This window comes from Cupriavidus sp. 94F1 (genome assembly GCF_057798875.1).
On sequence record NZ_JBYOJT010000008.1, the window covers coordinates 40,368 to 65,618 of the forward strand.

Annotated in this window: 21 protein-coding genes; 8 read left to right on the forward strand and 13 right to left on the reverse strand. The window is 65.8% G+C overall.

What is annotated here, in order from left to right; all coding sequences use genetic code 11:
* Positions 1-56 precede the first annotated feature (56 nt).
* The 4 genes from AC3FJ6_RS19595 to AC3FJ6_RS19610 all read left to right on the forward strand — a co-directional run bounded on the left by AC3FJ6_RS19595 (position 57) and on the right by AC3FJ6_RS19610 (position 4,679).
* A complete protein-coding gene (locus tag AC3FJ6_RS19595) occupies positions 57-878 on the forward strand; it encodes an IclR family transcriptional regulator (RefSeq protein ID WP_488773363.1) in 822 nt (273 codons plus the stop codon).
* 49 nt (positions 879-927) lie between these two features.
* Positions 928-1,938 (forward strand): tripartite tricarboxylate transporter substrate binding protein, encoded by a 1,011-nt coding sequence (locus AC3FJ6_RS19600; protein WP_488773364.1) that lies wholly within the window; start codon positions 928-930, stop codon positions 1,936-1,938.
* 133 nt (positions 1,939-2,071) lie between these two features.
* Positions 2,072-2,512, forward strand: a complete 441-nt coding sequence (locus tag AC3FJ6_RS19605; RefSeq protein WP_488773365.1) for a (2Fe-2S)-binding protein — start codon at positions 2,072-2,074, stop codon at positions 2,510-2,512.
* Entirely contained in the window at positions 2,496-4,679 is a 2,184-nt protein-coding gene (locus AC3FJ6_RS19610) for a xanthine dehydrogenase family protein molybdopterin-binding subunit (protein WP_488773366.1), read from the forward strand. The genes AC3FJ6_RS19605 and AC3FJ6_RS19610 overlap by 17 nt, the downstream gene beginning before the upstream one ends.
* Positions 4,680-4,731: 52 nt before the next feature.
* On the opposite strand, the gene AC3FJ6_RS19615 is transcribed toward AC3FJ6_RS19610, so the two are convergent.
* The 4 genes from AC3FJ6_RS19615 to AC3FJ6_RS19630 all read right to left on the reverse strand — a co-directional run bounded on the left by AC3FJ6_RS19615 (position 4,732) and on the right by AC3FJ6_RS19630 (position 9,643).
* Entirely contained in the window at positions 4,732-5,580 is an 849-nt protein-coding gene (locus tag AC3FJ6_RS19615; protein WP_488773367.1) for an IclR family transcriptional regulator, read from the reverse strand.
* Between the two features lie 29 nt (positions 5,581-5,609).
* Complete coding sequence (locus AC3FJ6_RS19620; protein ID WP_488773368.1) at positions 5,610-6,740, reverse strand: FAD-dependent monooxygenase; 1,131 nt, start codon at positions 6,738-6,740, stop codon at positions 5,610-5,612.
* Positions 6,741-6,898: 158 nt separating this feature from the next.
* On the reverse strand, positions 6,899-8,278 hold the full coding sequence (locus tag AC3FJ6_RS19625) for an amidohydrolase family protein (RefSeq protein ID WP_488773369.1): 1,380 nt from the start codon (positions 8,276-8,278) through the stop codon (positions 6,899-6,901).
* Between the two features lie 3 nt (positions 8,279-8,281).
* Positions 8,282-9,643 (reverse strand): nucleobase:cation symporter-2 family protein, encoded by a 1,362-nt coding sequence (locus tag AC3FJ6_RS19630; RefSeq protein ID WP_488773370.1) that lies wholly within the window; start codon positions 9,641-9,643, stop codon positions 8,282-8,284.
* Between the two features lie 211 nt (positions 9,644-9,854).
* On the opposite strand from AC3FJ6_RS19630, the gene AC3FJ6_RS19635 reads away from it, so the two are divergent.
* Entirely contained in the window at positions 9,855-10,808 is a 954-nt protein-coding gene (locus AC3FJ6_RS19635) for an AraC family transcriptional regulator (protein ID WP_488773371.1), read from the forward strand.
* A 100-nt stretch (positions 10,809-10,908) separates the two neighbouring features.
* Here the strand turns inward: AC3FJ6_RS19635 and AC3FJ6_RS19640 are convergent, their stop codons facing one another.
* The 5 genes from AC3FJ6_RS19640 to AC3FJ6_RS19660 are packed head-to-tail and all read right to left on the reverse strand — an operon-like array spanning position 10,909 to position 16,259.
* Positions 10,909-11,982 carry a CobW family GTP-binding protein gene (locus tag AC3FJ6_RS19640; RefSeq protein WP_488773372.1) on the reverse strand — a complete coding sequence of 358 codons (1,074 nt, stop codon included), beginning with the start codon at positions 11,980-11,982 and terminating at the stop codon, positions 10,909-10,911.
* A complete protein-coding gene (locus AC3FJ6_RS19645) occupies positions 11,979-12,605 on the reverse strand; it encodes a UbiX family flavin prenyltransferase (protein ID WP_488773373.1) in 627 nt (208 codons plus the stop codon). The genes AC3FJ6_RS19640 and AC3FJ6_RS19645 overlap by 4 nt, the downstream gene beginning before the upstream one ends.
* Positions 12,602-14,887, reverse strand: a complete 2,286-nt coding sequence (locus AC3FJ6_RS19650) for a xanthine dehydrogenase family protein molybdopterin-binding subunit (protein ID WP_488773374.1) — start codon at positions 14,885-14,887, stop codon at positions 12,602-12,604. The genes AC3FJ6_RS19645 and AC3FJ6_RS19650 overlap by 4 nt, the downstream gene beginning before the upstream one ends.
* A complete protein-coding gene (locus AC3FJ6_RS19655) occupies positions 14,884-15,399 on the reverse strand; it encodes a (2Fe-2S)-binding protein (RefSeq protein WP_488773375.1) in 516 nt (171 codons plus the stop codon). Before AC3FJ6_RS19655 ends, AC3FJ6_RS19650 begins: the two co-directional genes overlap by 4 nt.
* The gene (locus AC3FJ6_RS19660) at positions 15,399-16,259 is read right to left on the reverse strand and encodes an FAD binding domain-containing protein (RefSeq protein ID WP_488773376.1); all 861 of its coding nucleotides are present in this window, start codon (positions 16,257-16,259) and stop codon (positions 15,399-15,401) included. Before AC3FJ6_RS19660 ends, AC3FJ6_RS19655 begins: the two co-directional genes overlap by 1 nt.
* Before the next feature lie 190 nt (positions 16,260-16,449).
* Here AC3FJ6_RS19660 and AC3FJ6_RS19665 point away from each other — a divergent pair, with 190 nt between their 5' ends.
* Positions 16,450-17,349: a LysR family transcriptional regulator gene (locus tag AC3FJ6_RS19665; protein WP_488773377.1), complete on the forward strand. Its 900-nt coding sequence runs from the start codon at positions 16,450-16,452 to the stop codon at positions 17,347-17,349.
* A 78-nt stretch (positions 17,350-17,427) separates the two neighbouring features.
* On the opposite strand, the gene AC3FJ6_RS19670 is transcribed toward AC3FJ6_RS19665, so the two are convergent.
* The 4 genes from AC3FJ6_RS19670 to AC3FJ6_RS19685 form a co-directional block, all read right to left on the reverse strand.
* Positions 17,428-18,816 (reverse strand): nucleobase:cation symporter-2 family protein, encoded by a 1,389-nt coding sequence (locus tag AC3FJ6_RS19670; protein WP_488773378.1) that lies wholly within the window; start codon positions 18,814-18,816, stop codon positions 17,428-17,430.
* A gap of 218 nt (positions 18,817-19,034) precedes the next feature.
* Entirely contained in the window at positions 19,035-20,474 is a 1,440-nt protein-coding gene (locus AC3FJ6_RS19675; RefSeq protein ID WP_488773380.1) for a UbiD family decarboxylase, read from the reverse strand.
* A gap of 123 nt (positions 20,475-20,597) precedes the next feature.
* Positions 20,598-21,521: an amidohydrolase family protein gene (locus tag AC3FJ6_RS19680; protein ID WP_488773381.1), complete on the reverse strand. Its 924-nt coding sequence runs from the start codon at positions 21,519-21,521 to the stop codon at positions 20,598-20,600.
* 40 nt (positions 21,522-21,561) lie between these two features.
* Complete coding sequence (locus tag AC3FJ6_RS19685) at positions 21,562-22,464, reverse strand: amidohydrolase family protein (RefSeq protein WP_488773382.1); 903 nt, start codon at positions 22,462-22,464, stop codon at positions 21,562-21,564.
* A 387-nt stretch (positions 22,465-22,851) separates the two neighbouring features.
* On the opposite strand from AC3FJ6_RS19685, the gene AC3FJ6_RS19690 reads away from it, so the two are divergent.
* Positions 22,852-23,685, forward strand: coding sequence for a p-hydroxycinnamoyl CoA hydratase/lyase (locus AC3FJ6_RS19690; protein ID WP_153948269.1), 834 nt, complete (start codon positions 22,852-22,854; stop codon positions 23,683-23,685).
* A 61-nt stretch (positions 23,686-23,746) separates the two neighbouring features.
* Positions 23,747-25,198: an aldehyde dehydrogenase gene (locus AC3FJ6_RS19695; RefSeq protein ID WP_488773383.1), complete on the forward strand. Its 1,452-nt coding sequence runs from the start codon at positions 23,747-23,749 to the stop codon at positions 25,196-25,198.
* The last annotated feature ends 53 nt before the right edge of the window (positions 25,199-25,251 follow it).

Below are 25,251 nucleotides of genomic sequence, written 5' to 3' on the forward strand. Positions count from 1 at the left end.
TATATCGACATGCCTTGCTGATCATCGGCAAACCGAACGTCAAGCAGAGAGAGACCATGAATACAACCGCTCCCACGGAGGAGACGCAGGACAAGTACATCGTACCGGGGCTTGAGCGCGGGCTCAGGCTGCTGGGCGAATTCAGCAGCAAGGACCGCACGCTGTCGGCGGCGGAGCTGGCGAGGCGACTGCAGGTGCCGCGTTCAACGGTGTTCCGGTTACTCGCCACGCTGGAAATGATGGGATTCGTGGAGCGCACGGACGGTGGGCGCGAGTTCCGGCTGGGGATGGCGGTGTTGAGGCTGGGGTTCGATTACCTGGCGTCGCTGGAACTGACCGAGCTGGGCCGGCCGTTGCTGGACCGGCTGCGCGACGAGATCCACTATCCGTGCAATCTCGTGGTGCGCGATGGCCGGTCGATCGTGTACGTGGCGAAATCCGTGGCGGCCCGGCCGTTCACGAGCACGGTGAACGTGGGCACGCGCCTGCCTGCGCACGCCACGGTGCTGGGCCGCGTGCTGCTGGAGGACCTGACGCTGCCGGAGCTGCGGGAACTGTATCCCGAGACGCGGCTGGAAGTGTTCTCGGAAAGCACACCGCGCACGGTGGAGGAGTTGTACGAGATGGTGCAGCGTGACCGCCAGCGCGGCTACGTCCTGCACGAGGGATTCTTCGAGGCAAGTATCTCGACCATTGCCGCGCCGGTACGCGATCGCACCCGGCGCGTGGTGGCGGCACTGGGCGCGACGATTCCGGCAGCACGGATCGATCCTGCCCAGCTCGAACCGATGGTGGAAAGAGTGCGGGAGGCGGCAGCGGAATTGTCGCGCCTGCTGGATTACCGGCCAATGCCCGAAAGCACGGTGGCCGGCCAATGACAACGCGACGCTAGCGATCGTAACGATCGAAGGGACAGGCAGGAACAGCATGCAGCACCGCAGCCACAACGCAAAGGCAACCCAATGGACCCGGCGGTGGCTGGGCGCAGCGGCAGCAACGGCGGCCTTCGCCACGGCTGGCGCAGCGCAGGCCGATCCCTGCTCGAGCGTGCGGATCGTGGTGCCGTTTCCGGCCGGTGGGGCGGCCGACCAGCTTGCCCGCACGCTGTCCGTGGGGCTGCAGCAGCGCAGGGGCATGCCGCTCATCGTGGACAACAAGCCCGGTGCCAACGGCAACATCGGCATCGATGCGGTGCGGCGCGCGGCGGGGGACGGCTGCACCTGGCTGGTCGTGCCGGCCGGCAACCTGACGATCAATCCAACGCTGTTTCCGCAGCTTTCCTATCACGTCGCCCGCGACTTCCGGCCGGTATCGCTGCTGGCCAGTTCTCCCAACGTGCTGGCCGTGCATCCTTCGGTCAAGGCGCACACGGTCCCGCAACTGATTGCGCTGGCAAAACAGGCGGACCAGGCCGGGACGCCGCTGGGCTATGCCAGTCCCGGGGTCGGCAGCGGCCTGCATCTGGCCGGCGAACTGTTCCACCACAAGGCAGGCGCGAACATGCTGCATGTGCCGTACAAGGGCACCACGCAGGCCGTCAACGACGTCGTGGGCGGGCAGGTGCCGGTGCTGTTCGGCACATGGCCGACGCTTGCGCCGTTCATCCAGTCCGGGGCGCTGCGCGCGATCGCCGTGACGCAATCGAAGCGGTCGGCGGCGGCGCCCGATGTGCCATCGCTGGCAGAGCAGGGCATGCCCGGCATCGACGTGAGTTCGTGGTATGCGCTGCTCCTGCCCTCGGCGACGCCCAAGCCGCTGGCCGATGCGCTTGCCGTTGACGTACAGACCTTGTTTGCCACGCCGGCGATTCGCGCCGATCTGCAGCGCCAGGGCCTGGAGCCCGTGGCGAGCACGCCAGATGCCCTCGCGGCACGGATTCGCAGTGAAACCGCGTCGTGGGCCACGCTGATTCGCACGTACCACATTACGGCGGACTAGCGGAAATCGTTCCAGGGCGCCCAGCCGGCGCCATCCCAATCCTTTATTGAGTCGTATCCGGCCGCACCGCGCGCAGTGCGCGGTGGCATGCGGCCGTCTTTTCTTGCACTGTCGAGGCCAAAGCGAGGCAACCATGGATTTTGTGTTGAACGGGAAGGCGACACACTTCGCCGGCGACGGCGATACGCCGCTGCTCTGGGTGATACGCGACGATGCCGGGCTCACCGGCACGAAGTATGGCTGCGGCATCGGCGCATGCGGGGCATGCACGGTCCATGTCGACGGCCACGCGCAGCGGTCGTGCGTGACGCCTGTGTCCGCCGTGGCGGGGCGCAACGTGACGACGATCGAAGGGTTATCCCCGGATCGCTCGTCAAAGGTACAACAGGCGTGGATCGCCAAGGATGTGCCGCAGTGCGGGTACTGCCAGTCCGGGATGGTCATGGCGGTCAGCGCGCTGCTCAAGCAGAACCCACATCCCACCGACAAGGACATCGACGCGGCCGTGAGCAACCTGTGCCGCTGCGCCACGTATCACCGCATCCGGGAGGCGATCCATGCCGCAGCAAAATGACATGCCGATGCGTGCCACACGGCGCGGCTTCCTCAAGGGCAGTATCGCGGTTGCGGGTGCACTGTGCATTCCGCTGCCGGTCCTGGCCAGCCGCACCGTGGACAGCGGCCCGCATGGTACGAACGAGATCACCGACTGGATCTGGATCGAGCCCAATGGCCGGATCACGCTTGGCTTGTCCCAATGCGAATGCGGGCAGGGTGTCTACACGGGCATGCCGCAGGTGCTTGCCGACGAACTCGATGCGGACTGGCAGAACATCGCGGTGACGTTCGTCACCGGGCGCGATGCCTACCGTACCGGGGCGGCGTACGAGGAGCCGCAGCAGTTCGTGGGCGCGTCGATGTCCGCCACGCTGTTCTACCAGCGCCTGCGGATTGCCGGCGCGCAGGCGCGCGAAGTGCTGATGATCGCGGCGGCAAGGCGGCTGCAGGTGCGCCCGGGCCAGTGCCATACCGACAAGGGGCGCGTCTACCATGGCGCCACGGGGCGATCGCTGTCCTATGGCGAACTGGCCGAGGAGGCCGCGAAGCTGCCGCTCAATCCGACCCCGCGCCTGAAGAACGAGGCCGCGCACAAGCTGATCGGCAAGGATCTGCCGCGCATCGATACCCCGGCCAAGGTCGACGGCTCGGCCCGGTTCGGCATCGACGTGCAGGTGCCGGACATGCTGTACGGCGCCCTGAAGATGCCACCCACGGTCACCGGCAAGGTGACAGGCATCCGTAACGCCGATGCGGTGAAGGCGATGCCGGGAATCCAGGCCGTGGTGCAGGCGCCCGATGCGGCGATCGTCGTGGCGACAAGCTACTGGCTCGCAAAGAAGGGCGCTGACGCGCTGGAGATCGATGTGGACCCGGGCGCGTCAAAGGACCTGGACAGCGACAACATCATGGCCGCACGCCAGGCTGCGCTGGGCGCACCCGAAGCGGTTGTCGCCACCCGGCTTGGCGACCCCGACGCGGTACTGTCGGCGGGTGGCCGGATCGTCGAGGCCGACTATCACACGCCATACATTGTTCACGCGACGATGGAGTCGGTGAATGCCACCGTGCATGTGCGCGATGACGCGATCGAGGTCTGGGGGCCGATCCAGGGGCAGGACTTCGTGCGAAACGCGCTGGGCAAGCTGTACAGCCGCAAGCCCGAGACGGTGATCGTGCACACGACGTTCCTGGGCGGAAGCTTCGGCCGCAAGTTCCTGCCGGACTTCGTGATCCATGCCGCGCGCGCCTCTGCCGCGGTCGGAAAGCCCGTCAAGGTGATCCGCTCGCGCGAGGACGATATCCGGCATGGCTTCTACCGCCCTGGTGTCTCTGGACGTTTTCGCGCGGTGCTCGACGACAAGGGCATGCCGGTAGCCATGCACGCGCGCATGACCGGCCAGTCGCTCTATGGCGTGATCAAGGCCGAGCGCATGGCCAGGCAAGGTGGCTGGGACGAGACGATGCTGGAGGCCATCTACGATTGCGTCTACCGCGTGCCGAACCTCAAGGTCGACATGATCGACGTGAAGCAACCGATTCCCGTGAGTTTCATGCGCAGTGTTGGCTCGACGTCCAGCGTTTTCATGCTGGAGAGCTTTGTCAACGAGATGGCGGATGCCGCCGGCATCGATCCGTATCGCTACCGGCGGGCGCTGCTGGCCCACAACCCGTTGGCACTGCGCACGCTCGACGCGGCGGCAAAGGCCGCCAACTGGGATCGCAAGCCCGCGGCCAATGTCACACGCGCCTTCACGTTCAATCTCTACACCGGCCGTGGCGAGGCATTCCAGACCTACGTGGCCATGGCGCTGGAGCTCGAGCGCGCGGGCAAGTCATTCGCGGTAAAGCGGGTGGTGTGCGCGGTGGAGTGCGGCAGGGCCATCAATCCCAATCTGATCCGGGGCAACATCGAGGGCGGGATCGGCTTTGCGCTGACGAATACGCTCAATAGCGAGATCACCTTCAAGGCCGGCGTGGTGCAACAGAGCAACTTCCACGACTATCCGTTGCTACGTCTGTCGGACATGCCGAAGATCGAAGTCGTCATCGTCGACAGCGATCGTCCGCCGCAGGGCTGCGGAGAGGTTTCGCTCGGGCCTGTCGCCCCGGCCGTGGCCCATGCGCTGTACAAGGCAACCCGGTCGCGACATCGGTCGATGCCGATGAAGATGGAAGCCTGAAGCCGGGCGGCGCAGCGTGACGCGCCGCCCGTTATCTCGTGGCCCTCTACCTCTAGGGCTTGCGATACCCCAGTAGCGCCGACAGATCCCTGGCAGCGGCCTTGACCTCCTTCTCGGCCCGTTCGCGCAACGCGCCATCGACTTCGAAACGCTGCTGTGGACCCGCCACGCTGATCGCCGCGATGACATTGCCGCCGGCGTCGCATACGGGTGCCGCGCACGAATCAATGCCAGGTTCGAAGGCCGAGAAGCTCCATGCGCAGCCGCGTTCGCGGTCGGCCGCGAGAATGTCGGCGAGCCGCGCATGGGTGGCCGGGCTCTGCCGCGTGACCGTCGGCAGGGGATCGTCGCCGAGCCGTGCCCGCAGCTCTTCGGCGGAAAGATGGGCAAGCAGCATGCGGCCAGGGGTGGTCAGGTGCGCCGGCACGCGGCTTCCCACCTGGATGTTGCTCACCAGCCCGGTGTCAGGCATGTCGCGCAACAGGTAAAGGACGTCTCCGCCATCCGGCACCGCGAGATAGGCCGAAAGCTTGAGCGAGCTGCTCAGTTGCGCGAGTATGCGCCGCGCGAAGGTCGTCAGGTCGTTGGCAGCCAGCACGCGCGAGGCCATCTTCAGGAACGCGAAGCCAACCGTGTGGCCGCCCTGCGGAAGGCGCTCGACCATGCCCTCGTGCTCCAGCGTGTCGAGCAGCCGCATGACGGTCACGCGGTTGACGTCGATGCGCCGGCCCACTTCACTGAGGTTGGCAGTGGAACCGCCCTCGGCGATGAAGCGCAGCAGGCGCAGGCCGCGCATGACCGGTGTCACCAGTTGCGGCGATGCGCCGGCTGCATCGGCGGCGGCGTCGGCGTCGGCGTCGGATTCGGAAGGGCGGTTGCGCAAGGAAGCGGACGTGGGCATGAATGATCGGGCGATGACGGGGAACGGCCTCAGTGCAGCGCCGTGTTCCAGGCGTCGTAATCGTACACCCAGTCGGCATTGCCGCCGGCCTTGAGCCACTCATTGCCGCGCGATCCGATCTGGATGCGGCTGGTACGTGCGTGACGGGCTGACTGGTAGCGCGCCAGCGCAGCGGGAACGTCGGCAGTGCTGGCGTCGGCGAGGCAGCGCGCCAGGACCACGCCGTCCTCGATGGCCATGCCGGCCCCTTGCGCCATGAATGGCATCATCGGATGGCAGGCGTCGCCCATCAGGGTGATGTGCCCCGCGGACCATGCGGGCAGTGGGTCGCGCACGTACAGCGCGGAGATAAGGACGTCGTCGCAGGCGTCGAGCAGCGCCCGTGCATCGGGATGGAAACCCGCATAGGCGGCACGCAGGTCTTCCACGCGGCCCGGCGTGGTCCATGACTCGTTGCGCCAGCTCTCCTGTGCGACGGTGGCAAACACAAAGATCTCGCGGCCCCGGTTCAGCGGGAACGTCACGATCTGGCTGGTCGCTTCGGGTCCCCACCATTTCGTGAACGCCCCGATGTTCGGAACGCCTGCAAGGCGCTCGGCAGGCACCACCGCCCGGTAGGCGACGACACCGGTGAACGTGGGATGCTCGTCGCCGAGGATCGCCCGACGCACGACGGAATGGATGCCGTCGGCGCCGATCAACACGTCCACGTCGTCGCTGGACCCGTCGGAAAATTGCACGGTGGCACCGCGCTCGCGCGGGACGATCGCAATGGCCTTCGATGCCAGCTTCACATTGGCCGCGGGGACTGCCGCTTCGAGTGCCGACATGAGGTCGCCCCGGTGCATCGTCAGCTGAGGGGCGCCATAGCGGCGCTCGGCTTCATCGGACATGGCCAGGCGCGATGTTTCTTCGCCGCTGTCCCAGATCCGGCTGATGCGATGCGTAGGGCGAGCGGCCGTCTCGCGGAGTGCATCGCCGATGCCGAGCCCGTCCAGTGCGCGCACCGCGTTGGGGGTCAGGTTGATGTCCGCGCCGACACGCGCAAAGCGGGGCGCCTGCTCATACACGACGACGTCCATGCCGAGCTTGCGCAGGGCAATGGCCGCCGCCAGCCCGCCAATGCCGGCGCCATTGATGCCGATCCTTCCTTGAATCATGGGATGCTCCTGTCTGTTCAAAAATGAACGTAATGTTCATAAAACAGTCGCATGTTTGCGGGGGGCCGTCAAGCGCTGCGGGGGATACACAGCCGTTCCGGCTTCCGGAACCCGGGGCTCGGCCGGTAACGGCCGTTGACGGCCCCGGGGCGCGATGGCTAGGGCAGCAAGGTTTGCAAGGCCGCCTGGGCGTCGCGCCGCAGGCGTTCGATGTCGAGCCCGACCACGGCACCGTCACGCACCACGTGCCGGCCGCGCACGAACACGTCGCGCACCGGCGTTGGCTCGCCGGCCGCAACGGGCGCCGTGGCAATGTCGTGGAAGCCGGCAAAGCGCAAGCCGCTGACGTCGTAGATGGCCAGGTCGGCGGACTGGCCCGGCTGGAGCGTGCCGATGCCTGGCAACCCGAGCACCTGCGCACCACCGGCCGTGCCCCAGTGGATCACCTCTTCGACGCGTGTCTGCGATGCGCCGCCCAGCGCACGATGGATCAGCCAGGCGAAATTGGCTTCGTGGACCATGCTGCCCGATTCGTTCGACGCGACGCCATCGACCCCGATCGACACCCGCACGCCGGCGTCTGCCATGGCACGCACCGGCGCGATACCGCTGCCCAGCCGCGCGTTGCTGACCGGGCAGTGCGCCACGCCGGTCGCCGTCTGGCCGAGCATGCGGATCTCGTCGGGTGTCACGGTGACCAGGTGGGCGAACCACACGTCGGGGCCCAGCCAGTCGTGATCGGCCACGAACTGCACGGGCGTGCAGTGGAATTTTTCGGCGCAGAAGCGCACATAGTTGTCGGTTTCCGACAGGTGCGTATGGAGCCGCAACTGCATGCCGCGCGCGAACGCCGCCACTTCGCGCAGCATCGCGGGGGGCATCGAGAACGTGGGTGTGGTAGGCGCCACCACCACGCGCCGCATCGCGTCGGGGCTGGCATCGTGATAGCGCGACTTGAGGCGTTCTATGTCGCCCAGCATTTCGTCGAACGTTTCGGGCACCAGTGCCGTGGCGCGCATGCCAGGATGATTGGCCTTCGATTGCACGGCGCCACCGCGACACAGCACCAGGCGCATGCCGAACTCTTCGGCCACGTCGAACAGCACATCGCCCGTTTCGGCGCCATGGCCGTGGTGATACAGGTAGTGGTGGTCGGCGCAGGTGGTGGTGCCCGACAGCAGCAGTTCCGCCATGCCCAGCCGGACGGCGGTGCGGAAGCTGTCCGGCGTGAAGCGGTCCAGCCGCGGATACGGCACGCTGGCCAGCCATTCCTGCAGATCGGCGTTCATGCCCGCGGGCACGGCCTTGAGCAGGTTCTGGAACAGGTGGTGGTGCGTGTTGACCCAGCCGGGATAGATCACGCAGCCGGTGGCGTCGATCACGGCTTCATCGGACTGCGGCGTCAGGTTGGCGGCCAGTTCGGCCACGCGGCCGTCGCGGATGCGGATATCCACGGCACCGGCCCGGGCGTTGGCACCGGCGCGGCCGGTCATGACGGCGGCGGGGCCGCGGATCAGCATCGGACTTGTCGTCGTCATGATTCAGACCTCCGGAAAGTGTTCGGGCACCACGGCGTGCTGGGCCGGCTCGACGCTGTCGTCGCGCGCCGGAATGCCGTTGAGGACGAGATTCAGAAGCACCGACACTACGCACGAGATGATCACGCTGCTATGCAGGAACGGCTGCAGCGGGGCGGGCAGCTTTTCCAGCAGGTTCGGCATGATCACGGGCATCAGCGAGCAGGCCAGCGTGATGGCCACCACGCTCAGGTTGGCGGGTTCGCGTTCGTAGTCGACCTGGCCAAGCGTGCGTATGCCGGCGGCTACCACCACGCCGAACATGACGATGGTGGCGCCGCCCAGTGCGGCGGCCGGAATCGACGAGAACAGCGCGCCGATCTTCGGCACGAGGGCCACGGCGCACAGCATGACGCCGCACACGGCCACCACCCAGCGGCTGCGCACGCCGGTGACGATGACCAGCCCGACGTTCTCCATGAAGGCGATGAACGGGAAGGCGGCGAACATGCCACCGATGGCGCTGGCGAGACCGTTCGCGCGCAGGCCCGCCGTGGCTTCCTGTTCGGTGACAGGCCGCTTGACGATGTCGCCGATGGCGACGAACAGGCCCATCGATTCCACCATCTGCACGACCATCACGATCACCATCGTCACGATAGCGCTGGCATGGAACGTCGGCATGCCGAACGCGAACGGCGTGACCATGGTGAACCAGGGCGCGCGGGCCACTTCGTCGAAGTTGCCCATGCCCATGAGCCAGGCGGCCGCGCCGCCCAGCATCAGGCCGATCAGGACGGCAAGGCTGCGCACCAGCCGGCCGCCGTGGCTGTTGGTGAACAGGATCAGCGCTACTGTGCCGAAGGCGACGATAAAGAACAGCGGCGAGCCGAATTCCTTCGCGCCATGGCCGCCGCCAGTCCATTGGTAGGCCACCGGAAACAGCGACAGGCCCACCGAAGTGATGATGCAGCCGCTGACCACTGGCGGAAAGAACCGCTTGAGCCGTCCGATCACGGGCGCGAGGAACATCGTCACCACGCCCGCTCCGATCACCGCGCCGCAGACGCCGGTAAAGCCCAGCGACGGATCGGTGCCGATGGCGATGACCGGTCCTACCGATCCGAACGCCACACCCTGCATCAGCGGCAGGCGCACGCCGAACTTCCAGAAGCCCACCGTTTGCAGCAGCGTGGCAATGCCGGACGTGAACAGCGCGGTACTGATCAGCAGTGTGGTTTGCGCCGGCGTCATCTTCAGCGCGCCGGCGACGATCATCGGCACGGCGATCGCGCCAAGATAACTCACCAGCATATGCTGGAAGCCCAGCGAGATCATGGCCCGCGCGGGCAGGATCTGGTCGACGGGATGGACGGGGGTTGACATGGCTCTCTCCTGCCTTGGACGTGTGGGGTGTGCACCCAAGGTAGCGAGCCCGCAACCGCGTGCGTAGCAACATTGCGAAGGCGGGCGCACGGAACCGAAATACAGCGGGTTTTCCTTAGCTTGCATGAAACGTGCATGGCTCCCTAGCATGCACACATTCCCTGCCGTTCGTCCCTCCGTTTGCACCATGGGCCATCATGCTGCACCAAGAATGAACACTGCGAGCCATGCGCGTGCACTGGATCACGTGCAGGCGCTGTCCGCGCGCGTGTTCGGTCCCACGCGGCTGCACACGGACGATGCCGACCCGGAAGTGGCGCTGCAAAGCTGCCAGATCGGCCACCTGACCCTGGCCACCACGCGCTATGCGCGCGACATGATGGTGGAGCCGGTGCCCGGCAAGGACGAGTACGTGATCCAGACCGTGATCTCGGGCCAGTGCAACGTCGAGGTCGAAGGCGTATCGGTCACGATGGAGCCCGGTAGCACGTGGGTGTTCTCGCCATCGCTGTCCGTGCGGCTGCGGCTGGAAGCCGGATGCGAACGCTTCAGCGTTGTGGTGCGGCGGCATGCGCTGGAGGATGCGTTCCGTGCGTGCTTCCACTTCGATCCACCGAGCCCCATGTTGTTTGCATTGCAGCCGTTGCCCGATGCCCAACGCGCCGGACGCTGGCGCGCCTTGATGACGTGGATGCGCACCGAAGCCGCAATGCGCGAGGGCCGCCACGGCCTGCCCGCCGTCGATGCGGCCATCGAACAGCTTTGCCTGAATACCTTGCTGGTGGACCATTTCGGCGAGGACGGCAGCCTGCTGCCGCGCGGCTATCTGCCATCGTTGCCGGCCTATGTGCGTCGTGCCATCCGGTACCTGCGCGCCAATCTGGACAAGCCGGTGATGATGCAGGAACTTGCCGCCCATTGCGGCGTGTGCGAACGCACATTGCAGCTTGGCTTCCGCAAGAGCAAGAACACCACGCCGATGGAATACCTGCGTGTGCTGCGCCTGCAGGGGGCGCACGCCGACCTGCAACGCGCGATACCCGGCCCGGGCGTGGTGTCGACCATCGCATTGCGGCACGGGTTTACGCACCTGAGCCTGTTCGCGCGCGAGTACCGGCGCGAATTCGGTGAATCGCCTTCGGCCACGCTGCGTCGCGCGGGATAAAAAAATGACGCAGCCGACGTGAGACGGCTGCGCCATCAAAACACCCGCCAGTATCGTGGCGGGGTCCCAGAGCGGGTCTGGCCGCGTTGGCGGCTGCGTGCTATGCGGGTAGTGGCGTGGGCTGGCACACGCCCAGCAGCGTCTGCAGCCGCGCCCGGTCGAGATTGCGGCCGATAAAGACGAACTTGCTTTCGCGAGGCAGGTCGCCCCATGCGTCTGCCGGATGGAAGTCCATCAGCCGGTGCACGGCCTGGAGCACGTACCGCCGGTCGTCGTCGTGCACGGCCACGATGCCTTTCATGCGGAAGACGTCGTCGCCTTGCGCGGCCAGCAATGCGCGCAGCCCGTGTTCCAGCCGCTGGCGGTCGAACGGCGTGTCGAACACCAGCGAAACCGACGTGACCGACGGATCATGTCGATGTGCGGGGTCGTTCTCGTCATGGCCGTGGTCGCAACGTTCGTCGCAGACGTGGTTGGCGTCGTGGTGATGGGCGTGGTCATCGTCGGGCAGTCGCGCGGCACCGGTCGTGAAGCCGCCAATGCCGAGAATGCGCGACAGATCCACCTGCGCGTAGTTGGACGGCAGGATCTGCGCGCCTTCGTTCAGGTGATGCAGCCGGTGCGCCAGCGCGTCCAGCCGCTCGGCGCTCACGAGGTCGGACTTGTTCAGGATGATGCGGTCGGCGGCTACGATCTGGTCGAGGGCCTGGTTGTCGAAGCCGGACAGCTGCGGATCGTCGAGATGGTCTTCGATGTGCACCGCATCGACCAGCGTCAGGATGCCGTCCAGGGTGACCTGCTTGGCCACGTCGTTATCCATGAAGAACGTGGCGGCCACCGGTGTCGGGTCGGCCAGGCCACTGGTTTCCACCAGGATATGGTCGAATCGCTTGGGACGCTCCAGCAACTTCCGCAGGATGGCCACCAGATCGGTCCGTACGTCGACCACGCAGCAGATGCAGCCGTTTGTCATTGTGTAGATTTCTTCGTCGGACGTCATGACCAGATCGGAATCGACATCGACCTCGCCAAACTCGTTCTCGATCACCGCGATGCGGTGCCCGTGCTTCTGCGTCAGGATGTGGTTGAGCAGTGTGGTTTTTCCCGACCCCAGAAAGCCGGTCAGGATGGTGACGGGTACCGGCGGCTGGGTGTGGCGATGCAATTCGTTCATGGTGTCTCCCGGGTGATGACTTCGGCGTTGACGGCGGCAAGTGTGGTGCGCATGCCGGCCCAGCGCGAGAGCAGGCCTTCATGCGGAATGTCGAACAGGTCCAGAACGCGGCCCACGGTGTGGTTGACGATGTCGTCGACGTGCTGCGGATGGGTATAGAACGCTGGCATCGGCGGCATCACGATGGCCCCCATTTCGGTGACGGTGGTCATGTTGCGCAGATGCACCAGGTGCAGCGGCGTTTCCCGCGCCAGCAAGACCAGCCGGCGGCGTTCCTTGAGCATGACGTCGGCCGCGCGCGTGATTAGGTTGTCGGCCAGCCCGGTGGCCACGGCGGCCAGTGTGCGCATCGAGCAGGGCGCCACCACCATGCCGTCGCAGCGGAACGACCCGCTGGCCACGCTGGCGCCGATATCGCGCACGTTGTGCACGACGTCCGCCAGCCCTTCCACCTGGGCGCGTTGCAGGCCCAGTTCGTGATGCACGGTGAGCAGGCCGGACGGCGAGCAAACCAGGTGCGTTTCCCAGCCGTCGATCATCCCAAGTGCCTGCAGCAGCCGCACACCGTACGCCGCGCCGCTGGCGCCGGTGATGGCTACCACCAGCCGGCGCGTCGTGTTCATGGGCGGGCCTCCGTCGCGCGCTTTGCCGCCAGCGCCTGCAATACCTGCTCGGGCTTGATCGGATAGTGGCGGAAGCGTACGCCGATGGCGTCGAACACGGCATTGGCGATGGCTGGCCCGATGGCGACGATCGGATCTTCGCCGACGCCCTTGGCACCGAACGGGCCGCCCGGGTCGGGCGCGGCTTCCAGCAGCACGGTGTGGATCTCCGGCATGTCCATGGCCAGCGGCATCTTGTAGTCGACGAAATTGGCGTTCAGCGACCGGCCCGTCGTCATGTCGATCTGGTAGTCCTCGTAGAGCGTGTGACCAATACCCTGCTGTATGCCGCCCTCGATCTGGCCCGCGGCGGCAATCGGATGAATCACCTTGCCGATGTCGTGCACGGGAACGACCTGCTTCACGGTGACAAAGCCGGTTTCGGTATCGACTTCCACTTCGACGAAATGGGCGGCAAACGAGTACGACTTGGTGGGGTGATAAGTGGCGGTGCCCACCAGTTGTGCGGCGGGCAGGCCCTTGCGCGGCATCACCGCTTCGCGCACGGTCATCGTCGGGCCCAGGCGGCCGCGCACCGAGATCACGCCGTTCGCGATATCGAGGTCGGCCGGTTCGGCTTCCATCTGTTTCGCCGCGCGCGCCAGCAGCTGCGTCTTGATGTCGCCGGCCGCCATCTGCGCGGCGCGTCCCACCATGTAGGTGGTGTGGCTGGCGAATGCGCCGATGTCCCACGGTACGACGTCGGTGTCGCCGTGTACCACGCTGACCGATTCGAACGGAATGGCCAGTTCTTCGGCCACGATCTGCGCCAGCGCCGTATGCGCGCCTGTGCCCAGGCCGGCCGCGCCGGTCAGCAGCACCACGGTGCCGTCCTCGTTCATCTTGACAATCGCATTGGCCTGCTCCTTGATGCCCGGATACGCGCTGCTGCCGTGCATCTCGCAGCCGATGCCCCAGCCGCGCCGGAGCACGCCGCGCTGCTGGCGCGTTTCGGCACGGCGAACGTTCCAGTCCACCACGTCCATGCCCTTGCGGATGCAGGCTTCGAGACCATGGCCGATGAGCGGGTGATTGGACGGTGCGATATCGCCGTCACGCACCGCGTTGCGCAGCTTCAGTTCGGCCGGATCGACGCCCAGTCGTTCGGCGGCCTCGTCCATCTGGATGTCAAGCGCGTAGTACGTCTGCACCACGCCATAGCCACGGAATGCGCCGGCAATGGGGCTGTTGGTGTAGACGCAGCGGCCTTCCAGCCTGATGTTCTCGCATCGATACAGCGACACCATGGCCGCCGTGCCGACATTGGTCACGCCGGGCCCGTGCGAACCGTACGCACCGGAGTTGAAGACCACCTTGGCTTCGCGCGCGGTGATGGTGCCGTCGTTGCGAAAGCCCTGCCGCAGCCAGACCTTTGCCGGATGGCGCGTGCGCCCACCCAGGAAGGTCTCTTCGCGGGTGTATTCCATCCGTACCGGACGATGCGTCTCGCGCGCGAGCAGCGCGCACAGGAACTCGGCCTGGAAAAGATCCTGCTTGGCGCCGAATCCGCCGCCCATGTGGTCCACCAGCACCCGCACCTTGTGCAGCGGCAGGCCCAGCACCTCGGCCATGATGCCGCGCACCATGAACGCGGTCTGCGTCGAGATCCACACCGTCAGGTTGCCGTTGCCGTCCCACTTGCAGGTCAGCACGTTCGGTTCCATGTAGGCCGGCGTGGGACGGCCGCCTTCGTAGACGCCTTCGAGGATGAAGTCGGCTTCGGCAAAGCCCTTGTCCACATCGCCGCGTTCGATCCTGACCGGCGGAAGTACCAGGTTGCCGCCCGGTTCGCGATCGTGGATCAGCGCGGCGCCTGGCGCCGCTGCGTCTTCCACGGTGAAATACGCCGGCAGTGCTTCGTACTCGACCTGGATCAGTTCGATGGCGCGTGCCGCGATGTCCTCGCTGGTGGCCGCAACGGCCGCGACGCCTTCGCCCCAGTAGCGCACCTTGTCGTCCAGGATGTACTGGTCGCACGTGACCGACGCCGAGCGCGGATGCGGCGAGCCCGCATGCAGCACGCGCGGCACGTTTTCATGCGTGAGGATCGCCTTGACACCCGGCAGCGCCAAAGCGGCAGACGTGTCGATGCCGACGATGCGCGCATGCGCCACATTGCATCGCTTGAGCCTGGCGTGCAGCAGGCCAGCCATCGGCATGTCCGATACGTACTTGGCGTTGCCGGTGACCTTGTCCAGCAGGTCGGTACGCTTGACGCTGTGTCCTATCACGGCGTGGGTCATCGTGCGTTCTCCGTCAGTGCGCGAGCGGCGTCGCCATCCGGACGGCGCATGGCCTCGGCGGCCCGTTCCACCGCTTCGATGATCCGGGTGTAGCCGGTGCAGCGGCAGATGTTGCCCGCGAGGGCAAAGCGGATTACTTGCCGCGTTGGCTGCGGATTGGCGTCGAGCAGTGCCTTGATGGCGACGATGAATCCGGGCGTGCAGAAGCCGCATTGCGCGGCGCCGCAGCGCATGAACTGTTCCTGTATGGGATGCACCCGATCGGCGGCGGGCTGGATGCCTTCGATGGTGACGATCTTGCGGCCATGGGCTTCTGGGGCTAGCATCAGGCAACTGTTCATCGGCGCGCCGTCGACCAGGATCGTGCACGACCCGCATTCGCCCACATCGCAGCCCTTCTTTGTGCCGGTCAGTCCGGCGTCGTCGCGCAGGGCGTCCAGCAGGGTACTGTTGGGTTCCACGGCGAGCTCGCGGACTTCGCCGTTGATATCGACTTCGATCAGCTTGCGCATCACAGCATCTCCAGGGCTTGGGCGATGGCGCGGCGCGTCAGCACCCCCACCATTTCGCGGCGATATTCGGCGCTTGCGCGCACGTCGCTGATGGGCCGCGCATCTTCCATGGCGGCATGCGCGGCCTGCAGGACCAGCGCGTCGGTGACGGGGCGATGGCGCAGCACCGCTTCGGCATGTCGGGCGCGAATCGGCGTGGGGCCGACTGCGGCCAGCACGATGCCAACGTCGGTGCAATGCCCGCCATCGACCGTGACCGACACGGCCACGCCGACGGTGGCCAGTTCCATCTGCACGCGCCGTCCGTGCTTGATGTAGGCCTTGCCGGTGTGCGGGGCCGGCGCGGGAATGGTGATATACGACACGAGTTCGTCGGGTGCCAGCGCGGTCTTGCCGGCGCCAGTCACAAAGTTCTCCACGGACATCGAACGCGAGCCTTGCAGGCCGTACAGATGCACCGACGCGTGGTCGGTCATCAATGGCGCGAGCGAATCGGCCGATGGCGATGCGCGGCACACATTGCCCACCACCGTGGCGCGGTTGCGTACCTGGATCGATGCGAAGTCCGTGACGGCCTTGGCCAGGCTGGCGTAGTGGCGGCGCACCGCGTAGGACGTTTCCACCTCGCGCGTGGTGACCAGCGCCCCGATGCGCAGGCCATCGGCCGGATGGAACGCCAGCACGTCCATGCCGGGAATTTTCTTGATGTTGATGACGTGCGAGGGCTGGCGGTGCGATTCCTTGATCTGCACGAGCAAGTCGGTGCCCCCGGCCAGCACGCTGGCACGGCCGCCACAGCGATGCAGCAGCGCCGAGGCCTCTGCAAGCGTGGCGGGTTCGAGATATTCAAACGCTCTCATCTTCGCTCCTTTGGGGGTGCTCGCGGCCCGTGCAGCGCATGTGTTTGCGGCTGACCGTGCTTGCATCATGGTTCGCGGCCCATCATCGGTAAATACCCATAACGGGATTTATTGATCGTGTTACCCTCTGAATCACTGCCGCGACACCGTTGAGGCGGACCACAGAGCAGGGGGAGACATGCCGGTCAACATGAGCGTTTCGCTGCGGCAACTGCGCGCCTTCGTGGCTGTTGCCGAAGAACTGCATTTCACGCGCGCGGCGGAGAAGCTGAACCTTTCGCAGTCATCGGTCAGCGCGCTGATCCACGAACTGGAAGGCAACCTGGGCATCAAGCTGTTCGACCGCCACACACGCCTGATGCAAATCACGCAGGCCGGTGCGGAACTGCTGCCAATGGTCAGGAAGGCCGTGGCCGACATCGACAGCGTGATCGACACTTCGGCCGAGTTACGGTCGCTGGGGCGCGGGCGAGTGTCGATTGCCGCGTCATCGATCCAGGCTGCACTGATGCTGCCGCGTTTCATTCGTGAGTTCTGCGTGGGCCATCCGGGCGTGAAAGTGGAACTGCATGACGTCGCCGAAGACGAAGTGCCCCGCATGGTCAGCGCGGGCGAGGTCGACTTCGGTATCGGCACGATTCCTGAAGGTCAGCCCGACCTCAGCGCGCACCGGCTATCGTCCGACGCGTTCGTGATCGTGATGCCGCCCAGTCATCCGCTGGCACGCCGGCGAGCGCTGACGTGGGAAGACGTGGCGAAGCTGCCGGTCATCGGGCCGCACCGCGGTAATCCCATTCGCGACTGCCTGGATGCCGCACTGGCCATGCGCGGCATCTCGCTGACGCGCGTGCACGAGGTGTTCCTGCCGCTCACGATGGTAGGTATGGTCGATGCCGGATTGGGCATCGCGGTGATGAGCACGGCCGTCACGCGCCTGACGTCGGCGCTGGGCCTGGTAACAGTCATGCCGCAAGACCCCGTCATCTCGCGCGAGATCAGCCTGCTTGTGCATACGGACCGATCCCTGTCACCACCCGCGCAGACGTTCCGCGATCTGTTGATGCGACATCGCAGCGATCTGGGGAAATAGAAAGGACGCGTGCAGCCGCCGCGCCCTTGCTTCCGGCCCGTCTCACGTACGTGGGGCACGAGCGAAGGCCACGCGCCGCTACGCCACGTTCTTCGCCAGCAACTGGGGGGCACGCTCGGTGCGGACGTTGAACAGCAGGTTCAGCAGCACCGCGCACAGGGTGCCGAGCAGGATGCCGTTCTGGCAGAATCTGGCCAGCAGTTCGGGAAGCTGTGCGAAGAACCTGTCCGCCACCAGCGGAATCATCCCCAGCGCCACGCTCACGGCAACGATGTACGCGTTCTTCTTGTTTTCCACGAAGTCCACGTGCCCCAGTATGCGCACGCCCGTGGCCGCCACCATGCCGAACATCACCAGTGCGGCGCCGCCCAGCACGTATTGCGGAATCGACGCGGCGAAGAACGCGAGTTTGGGCAGGCAACCCAGCACGATCAGGATGCCGCCGGCCGTGGCGCATACCCAGCGGCTGCGTACGCCGGTTACCTGCACCAGCCCCACGTTCTGCGCATACGACGTGTAGGTGAACGTGTTGAACACCGCGCCCACCAGCGCGCCCACGCCATCGGCGCGCAGGCCGCGCGCCAAGTCCTCGGGCGTGACCGGACGTTCCACGATTTCGCCCAGCGCCAGGAACTGACCCACACCTTCGATCATGATCACCACCATGACAACGCACAGCGTGATCGACGTCATGGGGTCGAAGGTGGGCCATCCAAAGTGGAACGGCGTGATCAGTGCCACCCAGTCGGCCGCATGCACGCCGGCAAAGGTGACCTTGCCCAGCACCACGGCGATCGCGAATCCCACCGTGATGCCGATCAGCACGGCAATATTGCAGAGGAAGCCCTTGAAGAACGCGATCATGCAGAGCACCGTCAGCAACACCACGGCAGCGATGCCGATATGCAAGGGCAGGCCGTAGGCGGGATTTGGCACAGGGCCTGCGGCTGTGTTCAGCGTGGGGTTGCCGCCCGCTGCCCAGTTCACACCGACACGCATCAGCGAAATGCCGATCACCAGTACCACGGTGCCTGTGACCACGGGCGGAAACCAGCGGATGAGCCGGCTTACGTACGGTGCGGCCAGCAACGTAAACACGCCGGCCACCATCACTGCCCCAAAAACGGCCGGCAGCCCCAGCGACGGGTTCGTGCCGGTGGCGATGATCGGTGCGATGGCCGTGAACGTCACGCCCATCATCACAGGCAGGCGGATGCCGATCTTGCCGATGCCGATGCTCTGGATCATCGTGACCAGGCCGCAGCAGAACAGGTCCGCCGCGATCAGGAACGCGATCTGGTCCTTGGGCAGATGCAGCGCACCGCCGATGATCAGCGGCACCGCAATTGCGCCCGCGTACATCACGAGCACGTGTTGCAGGCCAAGCGCGGCGAGCCTGAGCGGGGGCAAGACTTCATCGACCGGGTGCGCCGGGCCGAACCCATGGGGGGTGGGGTTGTGGGTCATGCTGTCTCCTTCGTCTTCCAGGCCGGTGTTGCCCGCGCGGTTGGTTCGGAAGGGGACAGCAGCTGTATCCCCATGGTCTGCGCCACGTGTTCCCGCCACCTGCGTGTCATTGTCAGGGCAGCATGCCAGCGTCCGGACATTGGGTAAATGGGGCGTTTGGATGAATGGATCGGGTTGTCCGATCAATGCCGCGCGCCTTCGATCAAGTGCTGTGAGACTCAGTGTTTTCCCGAATCCATGCGCGCGAGCAGCGCGGCGGCACGCGCCATCGCATCGTCATCGATCCGTGCGCGCACGCCGTCGAAGTGCGGCCCGCGCGTGGCGTCGAGTCCCATGCGCGACGTCGTGCCGACACCCGAAGCCGACGGGTCCAGCGCGCTGCCGGGCAAGCCGTCCACGATCACCACGTCCAGATGCGGCTGCAGATGCGTGGCCAGGGCCCAGAGCACCTGCTCGTCGTTCGTGATGTCGATGTCGTGATCCACGGCAACCACGGTTTTCAGGTACGGGTCCCAGCCAAGGAGGCCCAGCATGACCTGGCGCGCCTCGCCCGGGCGCGACTGCCGCAGTGCCACGTACGCATGAAAATGCGTGCCCGAGCTGGGATAGTGCACGGCGGTGACCGACGGAAATCGCTCCTTGAGCTTTTCCACCATCTCGGATTCGCGCGGAATGCGCCCCAGGTTCAGGTGCTCTGCCGAATTGCCGCCGACCACGTCGACCAGCCACGCGTCGCTGCGCCGCATCACGGTCTCCACGCGCAGCAGGTTGTTGGTGGAGCGATCGGACGAGTAGCCGGTGAACTCGCCGAACGGCCCTTCGTCCACGCGCGCGCCGGGATCTAGCACCCCTTCGAGCACGATTTCCGCATGCGCCGGGACCTCGATGCCGTATCGCGGCGTGCGCACGACTTCGAGCGGTGCACCGAACAGCCCGCCCGCCACCTGCCGCTCATCCACGCCATAGGGCAGACGTGCGGCGCCGGCCAGCATGAACAGCGGATGCGCGCCGATCACCATGGCCACGGGCAGCGGCTTGCCCAGTTCGGCCGCACGCTGGTACATGCGCCACAAGTGGCCGCGCGAATGCAGGCTCGTGGCGATCTCGGTGGGCGAATGCAGCATCGAACGGTGGTAGCTGGCGTTGCCGATGCCCAGCTCCCGGTCTTCGGCGATCAGGATGGCGTTGGTGATATACGGCCCGCGATCGGTGGCGAAATGCCGGATGGCAGGCAAGGTGGTCAGGTCCACCTGCTCCTGCACGATGCCGGTTACCGCGCCCGCATCCAGCACGCGGGGCAACAGCAGGCGTCGCGCGCGCGCCTGGTACTCGGCATGGATGCCGCTGGGCGAGACGCCGAGCATGCGGCCCACGCGTTCACGCGATGCGAACAGGTTGGTCACCAGCGGCGCGCCCAACCGGGCCACGTCGTCGAACTTCACGACGGGATGACGCTGTTGCGCGGCCAGCGCCCATACCAGCGCGGTGGGGTCCTGGTTGGCGGTGACCGGCTCGCGCACGGTCAGGACATCGTCGGGAAATGCCGCGCAATAGGCGGCCAGGAAGGTGTGAAAGTCCTGCGAGGTGTCTTCGAACACCGGGCCGGACCCCTGGCCGGCATGTCGCGCGATACCTGGCAGGGAAGTTGAGGCAGTCATGGCATGGCTCCGCTTGGGATGCTTCAACGGGACACCGTTGCCGCGCACGGGCGCGCGTCGAGGTTGACGACGCGCCCGTGTGTGACCAGACGGGAAGGAAAAACGTCAGTGGCTGCGGCCGGATCAGGCGTAGATGTGCTTGCTGGCGTAGGTGTCTTTCAGGCGTGCCTGAGCGTCTTCCTGGGTTTTCGGCGGCGGCGTGGTCTCGATGCCGACCAGGCGGGCGATGTTGTTGCCCATGTAGTCCTCCAGGCCGTCCTCATCGAGATCCATGCCTTGCGGCGCGGGGCCGCACAGCATCTCCAGCTCGCGCAGCCACATGCCGGGTTCGTTTGGCGGCGTGTCGGTGCCGAACACGATCTTGTCGCGCGGCAACTGGCGTGCGAACTCGACAATGCGCGACTGGAAGCACCAGCCCGATTCGCAATACACGTTCGGCGTGTCCATGGCCATCCAGAACGCCTCGAACGAATAGTTGCCGCCGGTCTGGATGCCGAAGTGTCCGATGATGAAGTTGACCATCGGAAATTCGCGGATGACCGGATAGAACATCGTCGGAATAGTGTAGGGTCCGTCGCCGGTATGGATCAGCACCACGATGTTGTATTTGGCGCAGACCTTCATGGCGGGACGCAGCCAGTCCAGTGCGCGGTCCGGGCGGTAGCCGTGCATGTTGGCATGCAGCTTGAGCATCTTGAAGCCATATTCCTTGACGTGGAATTCCAGCTCCTGCGCGCCTTCCTCCGGGCCCCAGCGCGGGTTGAACGTGAAATTGCCGATAAAGCGGTCCGGGTACTTCTGGCACAGGCTGGCCACATAGGCCATGTAGTCGCGAATGCCCTCGCGGCCGCGGCGGTTGCCATCGCGATAGCCGGTGTTGCCCGGCGGCGGCTGGATGAATCCCATGTCGATGCGGCGCGGCTTGCCGTTGATGATGTAGGGGCCGTCCATCATCTTGAGCAGGCGTTCGCCGGTGAACGGCTCGCCCGTGTGCCGCCAGGCCTCGTCGACAAGGTTGGTCGGGTGCAGGTGGGTGTCGATGATCATGTTCGTATGCTCCGTCGGAATCTCTTGGGGGTGTCCGCGTTCATGCGGCCAGGCGCGCTTTCGCTTCTTCCAGCGAACGCGGCACCGGCGTCGGCGCCAGGCCGATCATGCGGGCAACGTTGTTGCCGAGGTAGTCCTCGAGCGTGTCCTCATCGAGATTGAGTCCCTGGGGCGGTTCGAAGCACAGCACCTCCAGCAGGCGCAGCCACATGCCGGGTTCGTTCGGGGGCGTGTCCGAGCCGAACAGGATCTTGTGCCTTGGCAGCACCTTCGCGAACTCGACGATGCGCGATTGCAGGCACCAGCCGGATTCGCAATAGACGTTAGGCATGTCCATGGCCATCTGGAACGGCTCGAAACAATACACGCCGCCGGTCTGCACGCCAAAATGGGCCATGATGAAGTTGATGGTAGGAAACTCCTTCATCATCGGCACCCACTCGGTGGGAATGCTGTAGGGGCCGTCGCCAGTGTGCAGCTTCACCAGCACGCCCAGTTCCGCGCATTTCTGCAGGGCGGGGCGCAGCCAGTCCAGCGCGCGATCCGGCCGGTATGCGTGCATGTTGGCCTGGAACTGCACCATCTTGAAACCGAGCTTCCTCACATAGTGCTCGATGGCATTGACGCCATTTTCCACGCCGCACCGCGGGTTGTAGACAAAGCAGCCGATGAAGCGGTCCGGATACCTGGCCACCATCTCGCGCGTGTAGGCCATGTAGGCGTCGATGGATTCGCCGCCCGACTTCACGCCATCGGTATAGGTGTAGATCGTGTTGCCTTGCGGCGGCTGGATGAACGCCTTGTCGATGCGACGCGGCTTGCCGTTGATCGTGAACGGGCCATCCATCATCTGGATCAGACGTTCGCCCGTGAACGGGTCGCCGTCATGGCGCCAGGCCAGGTCGACCAGATTGGTCGGATAACAGCTGGTGTCGATGATCATTGAGATTCCCTAACGAAGACTCTGGTGAAAGGCTTGGAGTCCTGCCAGGGGCGGTGGGACCGGTCGGGTCATGGCGCCACTGACGGGAACTCCGTCAGTGAGCAATCTCCAGATGAACCTCGCGGCATTGCGCCGCTGCTGTTCGATCGACCGCTTCTACCCACGCGTTCGTTATATAGCGTGCCGCCGACGCACGTCAAGCGCGACGTGTGGTGCGATGCACGAAGCGCGAGCGCGCCATCCTCGGCATCGGCGGCGCCGTCTCCTTGCGCTCATCATGGCCGCATCGGGGTTTACGCGCAGAACGGAAATTCCGCTTGAGATATCAGGTAGGTTGATAATACACTGACAAACATCGCGAAACCGGATTACCGAGGAGAAGCAGAGATGGCTGATTACGAAGGGCGCTGGAAGGCTGTGAAGGTCAGTGTGGAAGCGGGCATTGCGTGGGTGACGTTCAACCGTCCCGAGAAGCGCAACGCGATGAACCCGACGCTGAACGCCGAGATGGTTCAGGTGCTCGAAGCGCTGGAACTGGATGCCGACGCCAAGGTGCTGGTGCTGACCGGCGCGGGTGACGCCTGGACGGCGGGCATGGATCTGAAGGAGTACTTCCGTGAAGTGGATGCCGGTCCGGAGATCCTGCAGGAGAAGATCCGCCGCGATGCGTCGCAGTGGCAATGGCGGCTCCTGCGCATGTACAGCAAGCCGACCATCGCCATGGTCAACGGCTGGTGCTTTGGCGGCGGCTTCTCGCCGCTGGTTGCCTGCGATCTGGCCATCGCCGCGGACGAGGCCACCTTCGGCCTGTCGGAGATCAACTGGGGCATTCCGCCCGGCAACCTGGTCAGCAAGGCCATGGCCGATACGGTCGGTCACCGCAAGGCGCTGCACTACATCATGACGGGCGACACCTTCACCGGCAGCGAAGCCGCCGCGATGGGCCTGGTCAACGAGAGCGTGCCGCGCGCCCAACTGCGCGAGCACACGATTGCGCTGGCCGCAAAGCTGCTCGAGAAGAACCCGGTGGTGCTGCGGGCGGCCAAGATCGGCTTCAAGCGCAGCCGCGAACTGACGTGGGAGCAGAACGAGGACTACCTGTACGCAAAGCTCGACCAGGCGCAGCTGCGCGATCCCGAGCACGGCCGCGAGCAGGGCCTGAAGCAATTCCTCGACGACAAGTCGATCAAGCCGGGCCTGCAGGCTTACAAGCGCGCCTGAGCGGCCGTCAACCCCCGATCGAGACGGCGGCCCAAAGAGCCGCCGCCAGGAGACAACGCTGATGAACGAACTGACCATGCTGATTGGCGGGCAGGATCGGCCCGCCGCCAATGGCGCCACCTTCGCGCGCCGCAATCCGCTGAACGATGCCGTGGTGTCGCGCGCCCCGGCCGCCACGCTCGCGGATGCCGATGCCGCCGTCAATGCCGCCGCGGCCGCCTTCCCGGCGTGGGCCGCACTGCTGCCGGGCGAGCGCCGCCGCCGGCTGCTGAAGGCGGCCGACCTGATGGACCAGCGTACGCAGGACTTCATCCGCATCGGCGTGGCCGAGACCGGCGCCATGCCGAACTGGTACGGCTTCAACGTGATGCTGGCGGCCAACATGCTGCGCGAGGCCGCCGCGATGACGACGCGCATCGAGGGCAGCGTGATTCCTTCGGACGTGCCGGGCAGTCTGGCCCTGGCCGTGCGCCAGCCGTGCGGCGTGGTGCTTGGCATCGCGCCGTGGAACGCGCCGGTGATCCTCGGCACCCGCGCCCTGGCGATGCCGCTCGCGTGCGGCAACACGGTCGTGCTCAAGGCATCCGAGGCGTGCCCTGGCGTGCATCGTCTGATCGGCACGGTGCTGCAGGAGGCGGGGCTTGGCGACGGTGTCGTAAACGTGGTCACCAATGCGCCGGAGGATGCGGCGCAGGTGGTCGAGCGGCTGATCGCGCATCCGGCCGTGCGCCGCGTCAACTTCACCGGCTCCACGCACGTGGGCCGCATCGTTGCCGAGCACGCGGCCCGGCACCTGAAGCCGGCGCTGCTGGAGCTGGGCGGCAAGGCGCCGTTGCTGGTGCTCGACGATGCGGACCTCGATGCGGCAGTCGATGCCGTGGCCTTCGGTGCGTTCTTCAACCAGGGGCAGATCTGCATGTCGACGGAGCGTGTGATCGCCGACCGCAAGATCGCCGACCGCTTCGTCGAGAAACTGGCCGCGAAGGCGAAGACACTGCGGGCTGGCGATCCCGCCGATCCGGCCAGCGTGCTGGGTGCGCTGATCAGCAAGGATGCCGCGCGGCGTATCGCCGCATTGGTGGAGGACGCGCGCGCGCAGGGCGCAAACCTGCCCGTGGGCTTGCACGCAGACGGCGCGATCCTGCAACCCGTCATCGTCGACGGCATTGCACCGGGCATGAAGCTCTACCGCGAGGAATCGTTCGGTCCGGTAGTGACGGTCGCGCGCGTGGATGGCGACGACGAGGCGGTGCGTATGGCCAACGACAGCGAATATGGCCTCTCCGCGTCGGTATTCAGCCGCGATGTGTCGCGGGCGATGTCGGTTGCCCAACGGATCGAATCGGGTATCTGCCACATCAACGGCCCTACTGTGCATGACGAGGCGCAGATGCCGTTTGGCGGCGTCAAGTCGAGCGGCTATGGGCGCTTTGGCGGCCAGGCGGCCGTGGCCGAATTCACCGACCTGCGCTGGATCACGATCCAGAACACCCCGCGCCACTATCCGGTCTGATCCGGCGGCCGACCCACAGACTCCCCGTAGAGGGAGGCAACACTACAGTGAGG